This is a genomic window from Streptomyces parvus, assembly GCF_032121415.1.
Lineage (GTDB): Bacteria > Actinomycetota > Actinomycetes > Streptomycetales > Streptomycetaceae > Streptomyces > Streptomyces globisporus_A.
On record NZ_CP135079.1, the window covers coordinates 5,683,693 to 5,699,852 of the forward strand.

Genomic DNA, 16,160 nt, shown 5'->3' on the forward strand with positions numbered 1-16,160 from the left:
CGCGGGAGTTCAGTCGTCCGCGAGCACCAGGCAGGACTCCGGCGGCAGGTGCAGCACCCCGTCCGGCCCCGGCGCCTCGACCGGCTCCCAGGCTGCCAGCACCCGCCCCCCGGAACGGCGGTGGCGTCCGAGGCCGAGCGGGATGGCGGCGGGCTTGTCGGCCAGGTTCACCACGACCCGCAGATCCCCCCTGCGGTAGGCGAACCACCGTGCGTCCTCGTCGAACGCGGTCTTCACCGAAGCCAGGTCGGGGTCGTGCAGATCGGGCAACGTCCGCCGCAGCGCGATCAGTTCGCGGTACCACGCGAGCAGCCGGGCGTGCGGTTCGCGCTCCGGCTCGGACCAGTCGAGGCAGGACCGGTCCCGGGTCGCCGGGTCCTGCGGGTCGGGGATCTCCTCCTCCGCCCAGCCGTGCGCCCCGAACTCCCGCCGCCTGCCGTTGCGGACGGCCTCGGCCAGCTCCGGGTCCGTGTGGTCGGTGAAGAACTGCCACGGAGTGCGCGCCCCCCACTCCTCGCCCATGAACAGCATCGGGGTGAAGGGGCCCGTCAGCACGAGCGCGGCGGCGCACGCCTGGAGGCCAGGGGAGAGGGAGGAGGCCAGCCGGTCGCCCAGCGCCCGGTTGCCGATCTGGTCGTGCGTCTGCGCGTAGCCGACGAAGCGGTGCGCCGGAGTGCGGGACACGTCGACCGGGCGGCCGTGGCTCCGGCCCCGGAAGCTGGACCACGTCCCGTTGTGGAAGAACGCCGACGTCACCGTCTTGGCGAGGGCGGCCAGCGGAGCCCGGGCGAAGTCGGCGTAATAGCCCTGGGACTCGCCGGTGAGCGCGGTGTGCAGGGCGTGGTGGAAGTCGTCGTTCCACTGGGCGTGCAGCCCGAGGCCGCCCGCCGGGCGCGGGGTCGTGGTGCGCGGATCGCAGAGGTCGGACTCGGCGATCAGCCCGAGCGGCCGACCCAGCTCCACCGCCAGCGCGTCCACCGCCGCCGACAGCTCCTCCAGGAACGTCAGCGCCCGGGTGTCGGCCAGGGCGTGCACCGCGTCCAGCCGCAGCCCGTCGAGCCGGTAGTCGCGCAGCCAGGCCAGGGCGCTGCCCAGCAGGAACGCCCGCACCTCGTCCGAGCCCGGCGCGTCCAGATTGACCGCCGCGCCCCACGGGGTGTGGTGGGTGTCGGTGAAGTACGGGCCGAAGGCGGGGAGGTGGTTGCCGGAGGGGCCCAGGTGGTTGTGGACGACGTCCAGGACCACTCCGAGCCCCAGCCCGTGCGCCGTGTCGACAAAGCGCTTCAGCCCCTCGGGCCCGCCGTACGGCTCGTGCACGGCCCACAGTGAGACGCCCTCGTACCCCCACCCGTTGACGCCCGGGAACGGGCAGAGGGGCATCAGTGACACATGGGTGACCCCCAGCTCCGCCAGATGGCCCAGCCGGGCCGCCGCCGCGTCGAAGGTGCCCTCCGGGGTGTACGTCCCCACATGCAGCTCGTACAGCACGGCCCGGTTCAGCCGGCGCCCGGCCCACCCGTTGCGCCAGGCGTACGCCTCCTGGTCGACGACCGCGCTCGGGCCGTCGGGCCCGTCCGGCTGGCGCCGCGAACGGGGGTCCGGCAGCAGGGGGCCGTCGTCCACCCGGAAGCCGTACCGGTCCCCGTCCGAGGCCTCCGCCCGAGCCGTCCACCACCCCTCGCGCCCCGCGTCACGCTCCATGGGAGACCGGACATCCGCCGCCTCCAGCACGACCGAGCCCGCATCGGGGGCCCACACCTCGAACTGCATCCACCACTCCTCGTCCCTGGGCGGGGCGCGCGGTCGCCCGGGGGCGGGCTCCACGATCCACGCGACAGGCTCTGTTGCCGCCCGCCACCGGCGATTAAGGTCTGGTCCTGATCATTGCCCGGCGAGGCGCCCGCTCATACGGATTTCCCCACGTACGGCTGCTGGAGGCCGCGATGACCCTGCCGATCTTCCCGCCCGGCTTCCTCTGGGGAGCCTCGTCCTCCGCGTTCCAGACCGAGGGGGCGGTGGACGAGGACGGCAAGGGCCCCTCGGGCTGGGACGCCTTCGCCGCGCTGCCCGGCCGGATCAAGGACGGCACCGACACCACCCGGGGCACCGGCTTCCACGCCCGCTACCGCGAGGACGTCGCCCTGCTGGCCGGGCTCGGCGCCGACGCCTTCCGGTTCTCCGTCAGCTGGCCCCGCGTGGTGCCCGGCGGCAGCGGGGCCGTCAACGCCGACGGGCTCGACTTCTACGACCGGCTCGTCGACGAGCTGTGCGCCCACGGCATCACCCCCGCCCCGACCCTCTACCACTGGGACACTCCGCTCCCGCTGGAGGAGGCGGGCGGCTGGCTCGACCGGGACACCGCCTACCGCTTCGCCGAGTACGCGGGCATCGTCGCCGAACGCCTCGCCGACCGGGTCCCCATGTGGATCACGATCAACGAACCCGCCGAGGTCACGCTCCTCGGCTACGCACTCGGCGAGCACGCCCCCGGCCGCACCCTCCTCTTCGACGCCCTGCCCGCCGCCCACCACCAGCTCCTCGCCCACGGCCTCGCCGTCCGCGCCCTGCGCGCGGCCGGCGCGGACAACATCGGCGCCGCCTTCTCCCACGCCCCCGTCTGGACGGCCGGGGACAGCGACGAGGACCGCTTCGGCGCGGAGTTGTACGACACGCTCACCAACTGGCTCTTCGCCGACCCCGTCCTCACCGGCCGCTACCCGGACGAGAACCTCGCCGCCCTGATGCCGGGCCCGGCCGCCGAGGACCTGAAGGTCATCTCCACCCCGCTCGACTGGTACGGGATCAACTACTACAACCCGACCCTCGTCGGCGCACCCCGCCCGGAGGCCCTGGAAAAATTCTCCGGCTTCACCATGCCCGCCGGACTCCCCTTCGGAATACGGGAGATCGAGGGGTACGAGAAGACCGGCTTCGGCTGGCCCGTCGTCCCCGAGGGCCTCACCGAGATCGTCACCACCCTGCACACCCGCTACGGCGACCGCCTCCCGCCGCTCTACGTCACGGAGAACGGCTGCGCCCTGGAGGAAACCCACGCCGACGACCGCCGCATCGCCTACCTGGAGAGCCACCTGAGCGCCCTGCGCGCGGCGATGGACGCCGGGGTGGACGTACGCGGCTACTTCACCTGGTCGCTGACCGACAACGTGGAGTGGACGGAAGGGGCCTCCCAGCGGTTCGGCCTGGTCCACATCGACTACGCGACCCTGACGCGTACGCCCAAGCGGTCCTACGCCTGGTACCGCGACCTGATCCGCGCACAGAAGCGGAACCCGGCGGTCGAGGGGGCTTACGCGACACCGCCCGAATGATCAATACTCCCGCCATGGTCGCTTCATGGTGGTCCCGGGCCCGGCTGGGGATCTTCGTTCACTGGACACCCGCATCCGTCCCCGGCTGGGCCCCGCCCTACGTCCCCGCCGCCGAACTCCCGGCGGCGGGCCGGCGTGCGCCGCTGGGCTGGACCTCGTACGCGGAGTGGTACGAGAACGCGCTCCGCTTCCCCGGCTCTCCGGCAGCCGCCCACCACCGCGCCACCTACGGAAAGCGCCCCTACACGGACTTCGGCCGAGACTTCGAGGACGGGCTCGCAGGCTGGGACCCGGCCGCCTGGGCCCGCTCCTTCCGCGAGGCCGGGGCCGGATACGCGGTCCTGGTCACCAAGCACCACGACGGGTACTGCCTCTGGCCCTCGGAGACGGAGAACCCGCACCGCTCCGGCTGGCACACCACCCGGGACGTGGTCGGCGAGTTCGCCGAAGCCGTACGGGCCGAGGGCCTGCGCTTCGGCGTCTACTACTCCGGCGGACTCGACTGGACCTTCGACGACCGGCCCATCGGCACGGCGGCCGACATGTTCTCCGCCGTCCCGCGCGGACGCTACCCCGCCTACGCGGACGTGCAGATGCGGGAGCTGATCCGCCGCTACCGGCCCGACATCCTCTGGAACGACATCGCCTGGCCCGCCTCCGCCGACGAGATCCGCTCGCTGGTCGACTTCTACCGCTTCACCGTCCCGCACGGCGTCGTCAACGACCGTCTGCTGCCCTACGCACCGCACTGGCGAGGGTTGCGTCTGCCGGGCGCGAAGGCCCTGTACAACTGGTGGGACCGCCGGACGGTGGCGCAGGGCGAGGGCTTCGTCCCGCGCACACCACCCGTCTTCGACTTCCGTACGCCGGAGTACGCCCGCTACGAGGGCTCCGACCCGTACGAGATCACCCGGGGCGTCGACCACAGCTTCGGCTTCAACCGCAACTCCGGCCCGGACGCCTTCATCGACCGCGCGACGCTGACCTCACTGGTCCGCGACACGGCGGCCGACGGCGGGAACGTGCTGCTCAACGTGGGGCCGCGCGGCGAGGACGCGACGATCCCCGCCGAGCAGCGACTCCGCCTGGAGTGGCTGGCCGAGGAGGCCGGGGCCCTCACGCCAGATGGACCCACTCCTGGGTGACGGGGTACCCGGCGCGGGCGAACGCGGCGGCCATCGGCACGTTCCCCTGGTCCGTGGCTCCCGCGACGAATTCGGCGCCCTGCTCGACCAGGAAGCGCGTGCACTCCACCAGCAGGTCGTAGCCGTAGCCGTGCCCGCGCGCCTCGGGAACGACCCCGATGAAGCCGACGCAGGGCCCCGACGGGTTGTGCGCCGGCACCTGGATGCCCGCCACCTCCCCGTCCGGGGTGTACGCGAGCCGCCACCACTCCCTCGGCGAGGGACACCAGTGGAAGAACTCCAACTCCTCGCGCGCCGCCGCCTCCAGACCGCCGGGGCCCTCGATGGCCTTGCGGGCATGGGCGTCCAGCGTCGCCGAGTGCACCCGGCGCAGCACATCGAGGATGACCTCGTCGTCCGGCTCCGGACGGTAGGTGAGCCGGCCCGTCCGCTCGGGCAGCGGGCAGCCGGGGGTCCAGCGGTAGCGGTAGCGCTCGACCAGTGGCTTCAACCCGGCCGCGGTCGCGGCGGCGACCCGCTCCTCGACGGCGGCCCGCACCGCCGGGTCGTCCCGCCATCCGGCGGGCGCGATCAGCTCGTACTCCTTGTCGAACGGGGCGCGGCGCAGGAGTTCGGCGCCCGCCTCCGCCTCCCCGTCCGCGAAGTCGAACCAGTTGAGCACGACGGGCTCGGTGTCCCCGGGCCCGCCCCACCAGGCGGCCCTGGCGACCACGGTGTCCCCGCGAAGGGCGACCCACGACCACTCGGGGCGGTACTCGCCGCCGTCGGCGGTCGAGGTGTAGCGGTGGCCGAAGGCGGCCCGGCCGACGAAGGGGCTGTCCTGGAACGTGGTGAAGAGTGCGGCGTCGCTCGGCGTGAGCGCGCGGATGACCGGATCGGTCATGAAGGTGTCCTCCGGGACGGAATGCCGCGCTCCCGGTCAGACGAGGTCCGACACCGCCCGGCGGACGGGACGGGAGCGCGAGAAGGATGTACTGCGGATGGTGGTGCGGCTGTTCCCGCGCATGTCTCTCGCCTCCTTCCACGACGCACATCGGATGTCGGTGCAGACCGTAGTGGTCGCTGGTGCCCGCCGTCCACCGAATATCCGTCCCTCCGCCTCCGGTTGCGCCCGTGGGCCCCTCGCGTTGCCGTCCCGTGAGACAGCGGCGCAGGTCAGCGCGGGAGGAAACACGGCCTCGTCTGGACACTCCGGGCCCTTCGGCCCGACAATCGTCGACGTGACATCCTCCTTCGAGTTCCACACGAGTTCCGCGCGGCTGTCGGACGCTCAGCGCGACCGTGTCGTGGGCGTGCTCAGAGAAGGTGCCGCACAGGGCAAGCTGTCGCACGACACCTTCATGCGGCGCATGGAACTCGCCCTCGTCGCCCGTCGCCCGGAGGAGCTGGCCGCCCTCACCGCCGATCTGGAGAGCGGCGGCCGCTGGTCGACGGGGCTGGTCCGCGCGGTGGGCGGGATCTCCGCCTTCCCCGGGCGGCTGCGCCGCGCCTGGCAGACCGAGCGGCTCCCCAAACTGCTGCTCCCCGCGCCCGGCCCGCATCCGCTGCTGATCGGCCGCGACCCGGGGAACGGGCTGCGCCTCAACCACGAGACGGTCTCCCGGCTGCATGCCGAACTCTCCGCGCAGAACGGCCGCTGGGTGCTGCGCGACCTCGGCTCCACCAACGGCACCTGCGTCAACGGCCAGCGGCTCGTCGGCTCCATCCCGGTGCGCGACGGCGACCAGGTGAGCTTCGGCCGGATGAGCTTCCGCCTCACCGCCCCGGACCGCCTTCCGGCGCAGCCGCCCCGGCCCCAGGACCGCCTGCCCGAACTGCCGCCGCACGCACCCCGGCCGGCCGCCGCCCCGCCCCAGCGCCCGCCGCACGCCGCCGAACCCCTGTCGAACGGGCCCGAACGCCCGCACCCCGGCTCCGACCGCCCGCCGCAGGGGCCCGGCCTCCCGTCGCTCTGAGCCCCGGGCCCGTCCGCCCGCCGGAGGAGCCCGGTCTCCCGCCGGATGGTCCCGGCCCCCTCCGCCTGGGCCCTGTATCCCGTCCGCCCGACCCGGCTTTCCGCCTGACTGAGCCCGGCCCGGCTGTTCGCCTGAGCCTCGCGCTGCCACCCGCTGTAGGGCCCCGCCGGCTGCCTGAGCCCCGGTCCTGACCCGCCGCGGGTTCCCGCCCTCCCGTCGTGGTGAACCCCGCGCCCGGCCACTCGGGCGTCGCGCAGGGCCGCCTGCCGCAGGGCCCCTGGTCTCCTGCCCGCTGGGGCCCGCCCTCCCGCCATCCCGGCCCCGGCCGCCACCGCATGCCTGCCCACCGCCGGAACCCGCCCCGCGCCCCGGCGAACCCTCACCCGAACGGCCGTACGCCGACTGCGGCGCGCCCCCGTCGGTGGTCCGCTGGGAGGACGCGCGCCGGCCGTCGGCGCACCGACTCCAGGGGGTGCGGGATGCCGGTCGAACGCCCCGACGCCCTACCCGCCGCCCGTCGTCCGCACCGGCTCTCGGGCGGCCTGCCGGGCCTGCTGGCACCGGGGGCCACGACAGATCCGTACCGGCTGCGCCTCTACCGCCTGCTGCGCACCGACTACCCCCTCGGCTACGACCCGGCCCTCGGCGCCTGGCTGCTGAGCCGGTACGGGGATGTGGCCCTGGCCCTCACGGACCACCGGTTCACCGGCTACCCGTACGACGGGGCCCCGCGCGGCCGGGCCCCCGTCCCGCTCGGCCTCTGCCGGGGCAGCCAACTCTGCGGCCCGCTCACCGTGCCGTGGAGCACCGCCGCCCCTGCCGTCGAGCGGACGGCGTACGTCCTGGCCCGCCGGATCGCCGGGCGCGACCGCGCGGATCTGGTCGCCGACTTCTGCCGGTGGCTGCCCGCCGGGGCCGCTGCGGCCGCCGCCGGGCTCGCCCGCCCGGACCTGAGCACCCTGCCCCGGGGCGCCCGCCATCGCCGTACCGTCGGGGGAGCCGGTGACTGCACCGGGTCCACCGCGCTCCGCGAGCACGCCCTCGCCTCGTTCCTCGCGAACATGCTCGACGACCCCGACCTGCTGGCCGCCGCGACCGCCGGAGAAGCGCGCGGGGAAGGCTCCGGTTCGCTGCTCGGGCGGGCCTGGGCCGAGACGCTGCGCCGCGATCCGCCCGTCCAGATCGTGCTGCGCCGCACCCGCACCGAGGTCTCCGTCAGCGGGGGCACGCTCCCCGCCGACGCACCCGTCGCCTGCCTCATCGGCGCGGCGGGCCGCGACCCGGCCCGGTTCGCCGCACCCGACCGGTTCGACCCGCTGCGCGCCGACGCCGACCCGCTGCTCATCGGCCCGGCCGACTGCCCTGCTGCCCTCCTCGGCAGGCTGGAGGCCGAACACGGTCTGCGCGCCCTGCTGACGGCGATGCCCGGCATCCGCTGGGCGGACGGCTTCCGCCCGGTGGCGGGCGGCCTCCTCACCCGCGGCCCGCGCGCCCTCCTCGTACGCCCGTCCTGACGGCGGCAGCACGAGCCGACCGAGCATGCCCCGGCGCCCGGCCCGGAGCGCGGGCCGACCGCGCACCTCCCGAGCCGGGCCCTCCCTCCCCGGAGACGCGCCGCCGCACCCCGGGAGAGGCAGCCCCGACGGGGAGGGACCGGACCGGTCCCGTCAGCTCCCCACCCGCCGCAGCAGCGCCACCGGCTCTCCGCGGAGGGGCGCCTCCATCAGCCGGCCACCCGCCGCAGCAGCGCCACCGGCCGTTCCGCGAACAGTTCGCCCGCCGCCACCGTGCCCCCCGTGAACTCCCGGCCGGGTGAGGCCGACAGCAGGTCCCGCCACGGGCCCCCGTCCGGCAGTTCCAGCACCGTGTCCCGCCAGCCGCCGCCCTCGGCCAGCCGCAGCGAAAGACGGGTCACCGCCGTGACCACCGCGCCCGAGCGGCAGAACGCCAGCAGATGCGGGGCGGCCCGGCCGGTCGCCGTCAGAGGCGCGTACGCACCCGACTCACCGAACACGCCCGGCAGCTCGCGGCGCAGCCCGAGCGCGGTCGCCGTCAGCGTCTGCTTCTCGTCCGGAACGTCGGGCCGCCGGAACGGCCGCCGGTTGTCCGGGTCGACCAGGGCCAGGTACTCGCTCTCGGTGCCCTGGTAGAGATCCGGGACCCCCGGCATCGTCAGGTGCACCAGCGCCGCTCCCAGCACCTGGGCCCGGACGTGCGGGGCGAGCGCGTCCGCGAACTCGGCGATCAGCCCGCGGGTCACACCCTCCCCGTGGCCCGGTCCGGCCGCGACGAAGTCCGACACCGCACGCTCGTAGGCCGGGTCCGACTCCGTCCAGCTGGTGAAGAGCCCGGCCTCGCGCACCGCCTTCAGCAGCGCCGGCTCCAGCCGCTCGCCCAGCTCGTCGGCGGGCATCTCCGCGCAGCCGTACGCCGACTGCCATGCCACCCAGGCCAGTTGGGGGTCCGGGGCGGCGACCGGCGTCGCCGCCGTCAGCTCCGCCACCAACGCCGCCCACCGTTCCGGGCACTGCGACAGCACCGCGATCCGGGCCCGGACGTCCGCGCTGCGCTTCGTGTCGTGCGTGGTCAGCACCGTGCCGGTGGCGGGCCAGTCGCGGGCGATCCGGGAGGCGAAGGAATGGAACTCCCCAGGCGACACGGCAGGTTGCCCCGGGTCGCCGCCCACCTCGGTGGCCGAGATCAGCGGCACGTACCGGTAGAACGCCGTGTCCTCCACCGACTTGGCGTGCAGTGCGGACGCGGTCTGCGCGAACCGGGCGCAGAATGCCGCCTGTTCCTCCCCACCGCCGAGCCGCCCGAGCGCCAGATCCCGTACGACGTCGACGGCCGCCGCCTCCTCCGGCACGGAGAACACCGTCTTCGCGTCCCGTACCGCCTCGTCGGTCAGCGTCTCCTCGGTGATCCGGGTCGGCGGCTCGCCCGCCGTGACGTACGGCCGGTAGACCGGGATACGGACCAGCAGCTCCCGGATCGCGGTCCGCAGCGCCCACGGGGCGTGGTCCCGCAGCGCCGGGTCCCGGTCGCAGATCGCGGCCGCCAGCCGGGTCAGCCACGCGGCCTCGGCGGCCAGCTCATGCGTCGCCACTCGGTACGCGGCCCGGCGCACCGTCGCCGCCCAGTCGCCACCCCGGTCCCCGGGTGGGCCCGCGAACTCCCGGTAGCGGCCGAGCAGCTCCGCCGCGCCGGACGGGTCGGTGAACAGCCCGTCGATCCGGCGCAGGGCGTCGTACCCGGTGGTGCCCGCGACCGCCCACTCCGCCGGGAGGTGCTCGTCGCCGGTGAGGATCTTCTCCACCACCGTCCAGCGCCCGCCGGTGGCCTCGTCGAGTCGCTCCAGATAGGCGGCGGGGGCGGCGAGACCGTCGGGGTGGTCGATGCGCAGCCCGTCGAGCACGCCGTCGCGGAGCAGTTCGAGGACCTTGGCATGGGTGTCCTCGAAGACCTCCGGGTGCTCCACGCGGACCCCGATCAGCTCCGGGACGGTGAAGAACCGCCGGTAGTTCAACTCGGTGCGGGCCAGCCGCCACCAGCCGAGCCGGTAGTGCTGCTCCTCCAGCAGCCGAGGCAGCGGGAGATCCGCCGTGCCGGCCCGGAGCGGGAACTCCAGATCGTGGTAGCGCAGCACCTCCCCGTCCACGGCCAGGTGCTCCAGCTCCTGGCCGAGCGGCCCGGCGAGCACGGGCAGCAGCACCTGGCCGCCGCCCGCCGCCCAGTCGATGTCGAACCAGCGGGCGTACGGGGATGCCGCGCCCTCGCGCAGCACCTCCCACAGCCGGCGGTTGTGCCGGGGCGAGGCGGCCATGTGGTTGGGCACGATGTCCAGGACCAGCCCGAGCCCGTGCTCCCGGGCGGCCGATGCGAGCGACCGCAACCCTTCCTCTCCGCCCAGCTCGGCCCGGACCCGGCTGTGGTCGACCACGTCGTAGCCGTGGGCGGAGCCGGGGACCGCCTCCAGGACGGGGGAGAGGTGGAGGTGCGAGACGCCGAGCGCGGCGAGATACGGTACGGCCTTCTCGGCGGCGGCGAACGGGAAGTCGGGCTGGAGCTGAAGCCGGTACGTGGCGGAGGGCGTCATGGACTTCTACGTACCCCGCCCGGGGCGAACCGTGTCACCCCGGGCGGAACCTCACCCCTGCCGTCCCGGCCCGGCCGGCCTCAGGCGGGTCGCTTCAGCACCGTCAGACTGCGCCCGATCAGCGTGACCCGTTCGCCCTCGGCCACCTTCGGCCCCGTACCCGGCTCCACCCCTTCCGGGCGCGCGGTGTCCACGACGACCTGCCACTGTTCCCCGTGGTCGACCGGGACCGCGAATTCCAGGGTGTCGGCGCTCGCGTTGAACATCAGCAGGAACGAGTCGTCGGAGATCCGCTCGCCGCGCGGCCCCGGCTCCGAGATCGCGTGCCCGTTCAGGAACACGGTCATCGCCTTGGCGTGCGCCGCCTGCCAGTCCTGCTGTGTCATCTCCTCGCCCTCGGGGGTGAACCAGGCGATGTCGGACAGTTCGTCGTGAGTGCCCTCCACCGGCCGCCCGTGGAAGAAGCGGCGGCGCCGGAAGACCGGGTGGTCGCGGCGCAGCCACACCATCGCCCGGGTGAACTCCAGCAGGGCGGAGGCGGGCGCGTCGGCCGGCTCGTCCGGGTCGGGCCAGTGCACCCAGGCCAGCTCGTTGTCCTGGCAGTAGGCGTTGTTGTTGCCCTTCTGCGTACGGGCGAACTCGTCGCCGTGGCTCAGCATCGGCACGCCCTGCGACAGCATCAGCGTGGCGATGAAGTTCCGCATCTGGCGGGCCCGCAGCTCCAGCACCTCCGGGTCGTCACTCTCGCCCTCCGCCCCGCAGTTCCAGGACCGGTTGTGGCTCTCGCCGTCCCGGTTGTCCTCGCCGTTGGCGTCGTTGTGCTTCTCGTTGTACGAGACGAGGTCGTGGAGAGTGAAGCCGTCGTGGCAGGTGGTGAAGTTGATCGAGGCGAGCGGGCGGCGGCCGTCGTCCTGGTAGAGGTCGGAGGAGCCGGTGAGGCGCCCCGCGAACTCCGCCAGCGTGCGCGGCTCGCCCCGCCACAGATCGCGGACCGTGTCGCGGTACTTGCCGTTCCACTCGGTCCACAGCGGCGGGAAGTTGCCGACCTGATAGCCGCCCTCGCCGACGTCCCACGGCTCCGCGATCAGCTTCACCTGGCTGACCACCGGGTCCTGCTGCACCAGGTCGAAGAAGGAGGACAGCCGGTCCACCTCGTGGAACTGGCGGGCGAGCGTGGCCGCCAGATCGAAGCGGAAGCCGTCCACATGCATCTCGGTCACCCAGTACCGCAGGGAGTCCATGATCATCTGGAGGACGTGCGGGGACCGCATGAGCAGGGAGTTCCCGGTGCCCGTGGTGTCCATGTAATAGCGCTGATCGTCGGTCAGCCGGTAGTACGAGGCGTTGTCGAGACCGCGGAAGGAGAGCGTGGGTCCGAGGTGGTTGCCCTCGGCGGTGTGGTTGTAGACCACGTCGAGGATGACCTCGATGCCCGCCTGGTGGAGCGCCTTCACCGCCTGCTTGAACTCCAGCACCTGTTCGCCGCGGTCGCCCCACGAGGCGTAGGTGTTGTGCGGGGCGAAGAAGCCGATGGTGTTGTAGCCCCAGTAGTTGGCCAGCCCCATGTCCGCGAGGCGGTGGTCCTGGACGAACTGGTGAACGGGCATCAGTTCGATCGCGGTGACGCCCAGTTCGGTGAGGTGGGCGATCACCTCCGGGTGTGCGAGCCCCGCGTACGTACCGCGCAGCTCGGGCGGGAGCCCCGGGTGCAGCATGGTCAGGCCCTTCACATGGGCCTCGTAGATGACGGTCCGGTGGTAGTCCGTACGGGGGCGGCGGTCGTCGCCCCAGTCGAAGTACGGGTTGACCACCACGGAGCTCATGGTGTGCGGGGCGGAGTCGAGGTCGTTGCGGGCGTCCGGTTTTCCGAAGGGGTAGCCGTACACGGCCTCGCCCCAGTCGATCTTCCCGGCGACCGCACGGGCGTACGGGTCGAGCAGCAGCTTCGCGGAGTTGCACCGCGTCCCGTGCTGCGGTTCGTAGGGCCCGTGCACCCGGAAGCCGTACCGCTGACCCGGCATCACCCCGGGCAGATAGGCGTGGCGCACGAAGGCGTCGGTCTCGCGGAGCTCCACCGCCGTTTCTGAACCGTCGTCGTGCAACAGGCACAACTCGATCCGGTCGGCGGCCTCGGAGAAGACCGCGAAGTTGGTGCCGGCGCCGTCGTACGTGGCGCCGAGGGGGTAAGCGTGTCCCGGCCAGACCTGCATGATGAAGACTCTTCCACTTCTGATCCGGGTGCGGGGGCTTTCCTCGGCCCGATACTCCTCGAAGACTTCCCGAATACGTCCCGAATCTTCCCCGAAAACGGGGCGCTCACCTAGGACGTCGCGCGGTGCGGCCGCATCCGGTCGCCGGGTCCCGGCCACACCGGTCAACTTCGGACACCCGCGTGCCGCCCCGGACGTGCTTGCGGACCCCGCCGCCCGGGAAGCGTCCGGTTCCCGCACGGGGGCAGGGTCCCAATCACTATGAATCCGCTCACTCCATCCGATCTCGCCGCAAGGAACAAGCCTGACGATCAGGGGAGTTGAGAAAGTCGCCTGCGCATCGGGCTGCGTCGGATCACGCTCCCGGAGTACCCTTCCTTGATCGTTGGGTGGGGGAGTGGAAGGCGGTACGCGGGTGAGCTCGGGAGGGTTCGAGCTACCCCCAGGTGACGCAGGTCACGAGGGGGAATCGACCGATGCCCCGCCCGGGGCGGTGTCCCTCGCGCAGCCCATGGAGATAGGCGCCGAGCTGGACTGGGGACCGGAGGCCTGGGGCGAGGTGCGCACGCGCGCCCAGCGCGCCGGTCGGGCCTATATCTGGCTGAATCTGGTCGAACAACGCCTCCGGGCCGTCGTCGCAGCGGTGCTCCGGCCGATCTACGAGCCGGTGCACGGCGAGGAGTGGGTGGTGGCCGCGGCCGGACCGGCCGGGCAGGAGTGGGTGCAGCGCGCCGTCGCCGTACGCGAGGTCTCGCGCCGCAAGGGCTATCTGCTGGACCCGGCCGACGACAACGTCCTGAGCTTCCTGACGCTGCCGCAGCTGCGCGAGCTGATGGTCCAGCACTGGCCCTGCTTCGAGCCGTACTTCGACGACCGGCGCGATGTCGAGCTGGCCCTGGACGAGCTGGAGGTCGCGCGCAACGTGGTCTCCCGCAACCGCGCGCTGAACGAGGCGGTCCTCGCCCAGGCGGAACGGGCCTCCGCCCGCCTGCTCGACATCCTCGGCAGCGGGGCCGGGGTGCGGTCGGCCGACCGGCTGCCGGTGGACGCGGTGGAGGAACTGGTCGGCGACCGGTACGCGGACGTGGTCTCCGTCCACCCCGACCGGGTCCGGCTCCAGCGCCAGCTGCCCGCCGAGGACCTCTTCGGCGGGGCGCGGCGGCTCGACGCCATCGGCATAGGCCTCAACCTGCTCGTGCAGAACTTCTCCGGCCGCCGGCTCGTACGGCTCGCGGAATCGGGCTGCCGGGTGCGGCTGCTGTTCATCAACCCGGCCAGCAGCGCGGTGCGCCGCAGGGAGCGGGAACTCGGCCTCAAGAAGGGCGAGCTGAGCCGCTCGGTGGAGATGAACATCCTGCACATGCGCCGCGTCCGCTCCAAGCTCCGCGACCCCGGCGCGTTCCAGATCCAGGTCTTCGACGAGACCCCGCGCTTCACCGCCTACCTGGTGGACGGCGACGGCCCGGACGCGGTGGGCGTCGTCCAGCCCTATCTGCGGCGGGCCCGGGGCATGGAGGCGCCGGTCCTGGTGCTGCGCGGCGGTGGCAGACGCACGGTGGTGCGGGAGGGCCAGGACAACGAGCACGGGCTCTTCGAGACGTACCGCGAGGAGTTCGAATCGGTCTGGACGGACTCCCGGCCGGTCTCCTGACCCTCCACCGGCGTTGTCAGTGGCCCGTGCGAAGGTGGTCATCACTCGGGGGAGCACCACGGGGGAGCGCCACGAAGGAGGTATCGGGATGAGCTGGCACCGGGGCACACTGGTCGGCTTCGACCTGGAGACGACGGGGACCGACGTCGAGAGCGACCGGATCGTCACCGCCGCACTCGTCCGGCTGGACCCGGACGGCACGGTCGCCGAGCAGCGGACCTGGCTGCTCGATCCGGGCGTGGTGATACCGGAGCAGGCCTCCGCGATCCACGGCATCGGCACCGACCACGCCCGCAAGCACGGGGCGCGGGCCGCCTCCGCGGTCGAGGAGATCGCCCGGGCGGTCGCCGAAGTGCTGTGCTCGCACGTCCCGCTGGTGGTGATGAACGCCCGCTACGACCTCTCGCTGCTGGACCGCGAATGCCGCAGGTACGGACTGCCGTCGGTCGAGGAGCGCGTCGGCGGCGAGCCGTCACCCGTCATCGACCCGCTGGTCATCGACAAGCACGTCGACAAGTACCGCAAGGGCAAGCGGGCCCTCCAGGCGCTGTGCGACCACTACGGGGTCACGCTCGACGGAGCCCACGACGCGACGGCCGACGCGGTGGCCGCGGTGCGCGTGGTACGCCGGATGGGCGAGCGCCACCGGCCCGTCGCCGCCCTGCCGCCCGGCGAACTGCACGCCCTTCAGATACGGGCGGCGGCCGAGCAGTCGGCCTCGCTCCAGGCATATCTGCGGCGCACGAGCGACCCGGCGGCGGTGGTCGAGTCGGCCTGGCCGCTGATCCCGCGCAGCGGCTGAGCGGGGCGGCCGCCGAGCCGGCCCCCGCCGCTCGTTCCACGGAACCGCCCCCGGCTCGTTCAGAACGGGTACCAGCGGACCTCGGGATCGCCCTCGCGCAGTGACGCCACCCGGCGGCGGAATTCGGCGAGTGCCTTCGAGTTGGCAGGGGCGTGCTGGGAGACCCAGGCGCAGCTCGCCGTCTCGCGGGCGCCGCGCAGGACCGCGCATCCCTCCCACTCCCGGACGTCCCACCCGTACGCGGTGGTGAAAGCGTCGTAGGCCGCCGGGTCGAGGCCGTAGCGGTCGCGGGAGAGGGCGAGGACGACCAGGTCGTGTTCCCGCAGGTCGGCGGAGAACGTCTCCAGGTCGACCAGGACCGGGCCGTCGGGGCCGACATGGACGTTGCGCGGGAGCGCGTCACCGTGGATCGGGCCCGGCCGGAGGCGGGGGACCAGGGCGGCGGCCGCGGCCGCGAAGCCGTCGCGTCGCTCGCGGAGGTAGTCCGCGTCCGCCGGGTCGATCGCGTCGCCCGCCAGGGTCAGCCAGCGCTCGACACCGCCGAGCAGTTCGCGGCGCGGAAGAGTGAAGTCCGTCGGGGCGGGCAGCCCGTGCACCAGGGAGAGCAGCGGTGCGAGGTCACGCGGTTCGGCGGGGCGTACGGCGTCCGGGAGCCGGTGCCACAGCGTCACCGGGTGGCCCTCGACCAGGACCGGCTCCCGCTCGGCCGCGCGGACGGCCGGGACACCGGACGCGGCGAGCCAGCCGGCGAGCGCCACCTCCCGCTCCGCCCGCGCGCGCAGCTCCGGGTGGCCGGTGGCGTCCCGGCCGACCTTGATCACCAGATGGCCGGCGGCGAACACCGCGTTCTCGCCCAGTGCGAGCAACTCCGCCGCGCCGGAGAACCCGGCGGCCGTCAGCACCTCGCGCGCACGCATCTCGTCCATGGGTGCGATTTTCGCATCCTTGCAGGCCACCTTGACGAACCGACGG

11 protein-coding genes are annotated in these 16,160 nt (G+C 73.4%); 6 read left to right on the forward strand and 5 right to left on the reverse strand.

Annotated features, from left to right (window positions below; translation table 11 throughout):
• Window positions 1-9: 9 nt before the first annotated feature.
• Complete coding sequence (gene treZ / locus RNL97_RS26575) at window positions 10-1,770, reverse strand: malto-oligosyltrehalose trehalohydrolase (protein ID WP_030584977.1); 1,761 nt, start codon at window positions 1,768-1,770, stop codon at window positions 10-12.
• 173 nt (window positions 1,771-1,943) lie between these two features.
• Here treZ and RNL97_RS26580 point away from each other — a divergent pair, with 173 nt between their 5' ends.
• Entirely contained in the window at window positions 1,944-3,329 is a 1,386-nt protein-coding gene (locus tag RNL97_RS26580) for a GH1 family beta-glucosidase (protein WP_030584980.1), read from the forward strand.
• A 14-nt stretch (window positions 3,330-3,343) separates the two neighbouring features.
• Window positions 3,344-4,474: an alpha-L-fucosidase gene (locus RNL97_RS26585; RefSeq protein ID WP_313751279.1), complete on the forward strand. Its 1,131-nt coding sequence runs from the start codon at window positions 3,344-3,346 to the stop codon at window positions 4,472-4,474.
• Here RNL97_RS26585 and RNL97_RS26590 read toward each other — a convergent pair.
• Entirely contained in the window at window positions 4,446-5,357 is a 912-nt protein-coding gene (locus RNL97_RS26590) for a GNAT family N-acetyltransferase (RefSeq protein ID WP_313751280.1), read from the reverse strand. The genes RNL97_RS26585 and RNL97_RS26590 overlap by 29 nt on opposite strands.
• A gap of 337 nt (window positions 5,358-5,694) precedes the next feature.
• Here RNL97_RS26590 and RNL97_RS26595 point away from each other — a divergent pair, with 337 nt between their 5' ends.
• Window positions 5,695-6,429 carry a DUF1707 and FHA domain-containing protein gene (locus tag RNL97_RS26595; protein ID WP_078652061.1) on the forward strand — a complete coding sequence of 245 codons (735 nt, stop codon included), beginning with the start codon at window positions 5,695-5,697 and terminating at the stop codon, window positions 6,427-6,429.
• A gap of 479 nt (window positions 6,430-6,908) precedes the next feature.
• Entirely contained in the window at window positions 6,909-7,943 is a 1,035-nt protein-coding gene (locus RNL97_RS26600) for a cytochrome P450 (RefSeq protein WP_030584992.1), read from the forward strand.
• Between the two features lie 209 nt (window positions 7,944-8,152).
• Here the strand turns inward: RNL97_RS26600 and treY are convergent, their stop codons facing one another.
• Both treY and glgX read right to left on the reverse strand, forming a co-directional pair.
• Window positions 8,153-10,525, reverse strand: coding sequence for a malto-oligosyltrehalose synthase (gene treY / locus RNL97_RS26605; protein ID WP_313751281.1), 2,373 nt, complete (start codon window positions 10,523-10,525; stop codon window positions 8,153-8,155).
• An 80-nt stretch (window positions 10,526-10,605) separates the two neighbouring features.
• Complete coding sequence (gene glgX / locus RNL97_RS26610; RefSeq protein WP_030584998.1) at window positions 10,606-12,735, reverse strand: glycogen debranching protein GlgX; 2,130 nt, start codon at window positions 12,733-12,735, stop codon at window positions 10,606-10,608.
• Between the two features lie 415 nt (window positions 12,736-13,150).
• Between glgX and RNL97_RS26615 the strand changes: the two genes are divergently transcribed.
• Both RNL97_RS26615 and RNL97_RS26620 read left to right on the forward strand, forming a co-directional pair.
• Window positions 13,151-14,386: an SAV2148 family HEPN domain-containing protein gene (locus RNL97_RS26615; protein WP_030585001.1), complete on the forward strand. Its 1,236-nt coding sequence runs from the start codon at window positions 13,151-13,153 to the stop codon at window positions 14,384-14,386.
• An 88-nt stretch (window positions 14,387-14,474) separates the two neighbouring features.
• Window positions 14,475-15,188, forward strand: coding sequence for a 3'-5' exonuclease (locus RNL97_RS26620; protein ID WP_030585005.1), 714 nt, complete (start codon window positions 14,475-14,477; stop codon window positions 15,186-15,188).
• A gap of 59 nt (window positions 15,189-15,247) precedes the next feature.
• Here RNL97_RS26620 and RNL97_RS26625 read toward each other — a convergent pair whose 3' ends face one another.
• Window positions 15,248-16,114, reverse strand: a complete 867-nt coding sequence (locus RNL97_RS26625; protein WP_313751282.1) for a phosphotransferase enzyme family protein — start codon at window positions 16,112-16,114, stop codon at window positions 15,248-15,250.
• Window positions 16,115-16,160 lie beyond the last annotated feature (46 nt).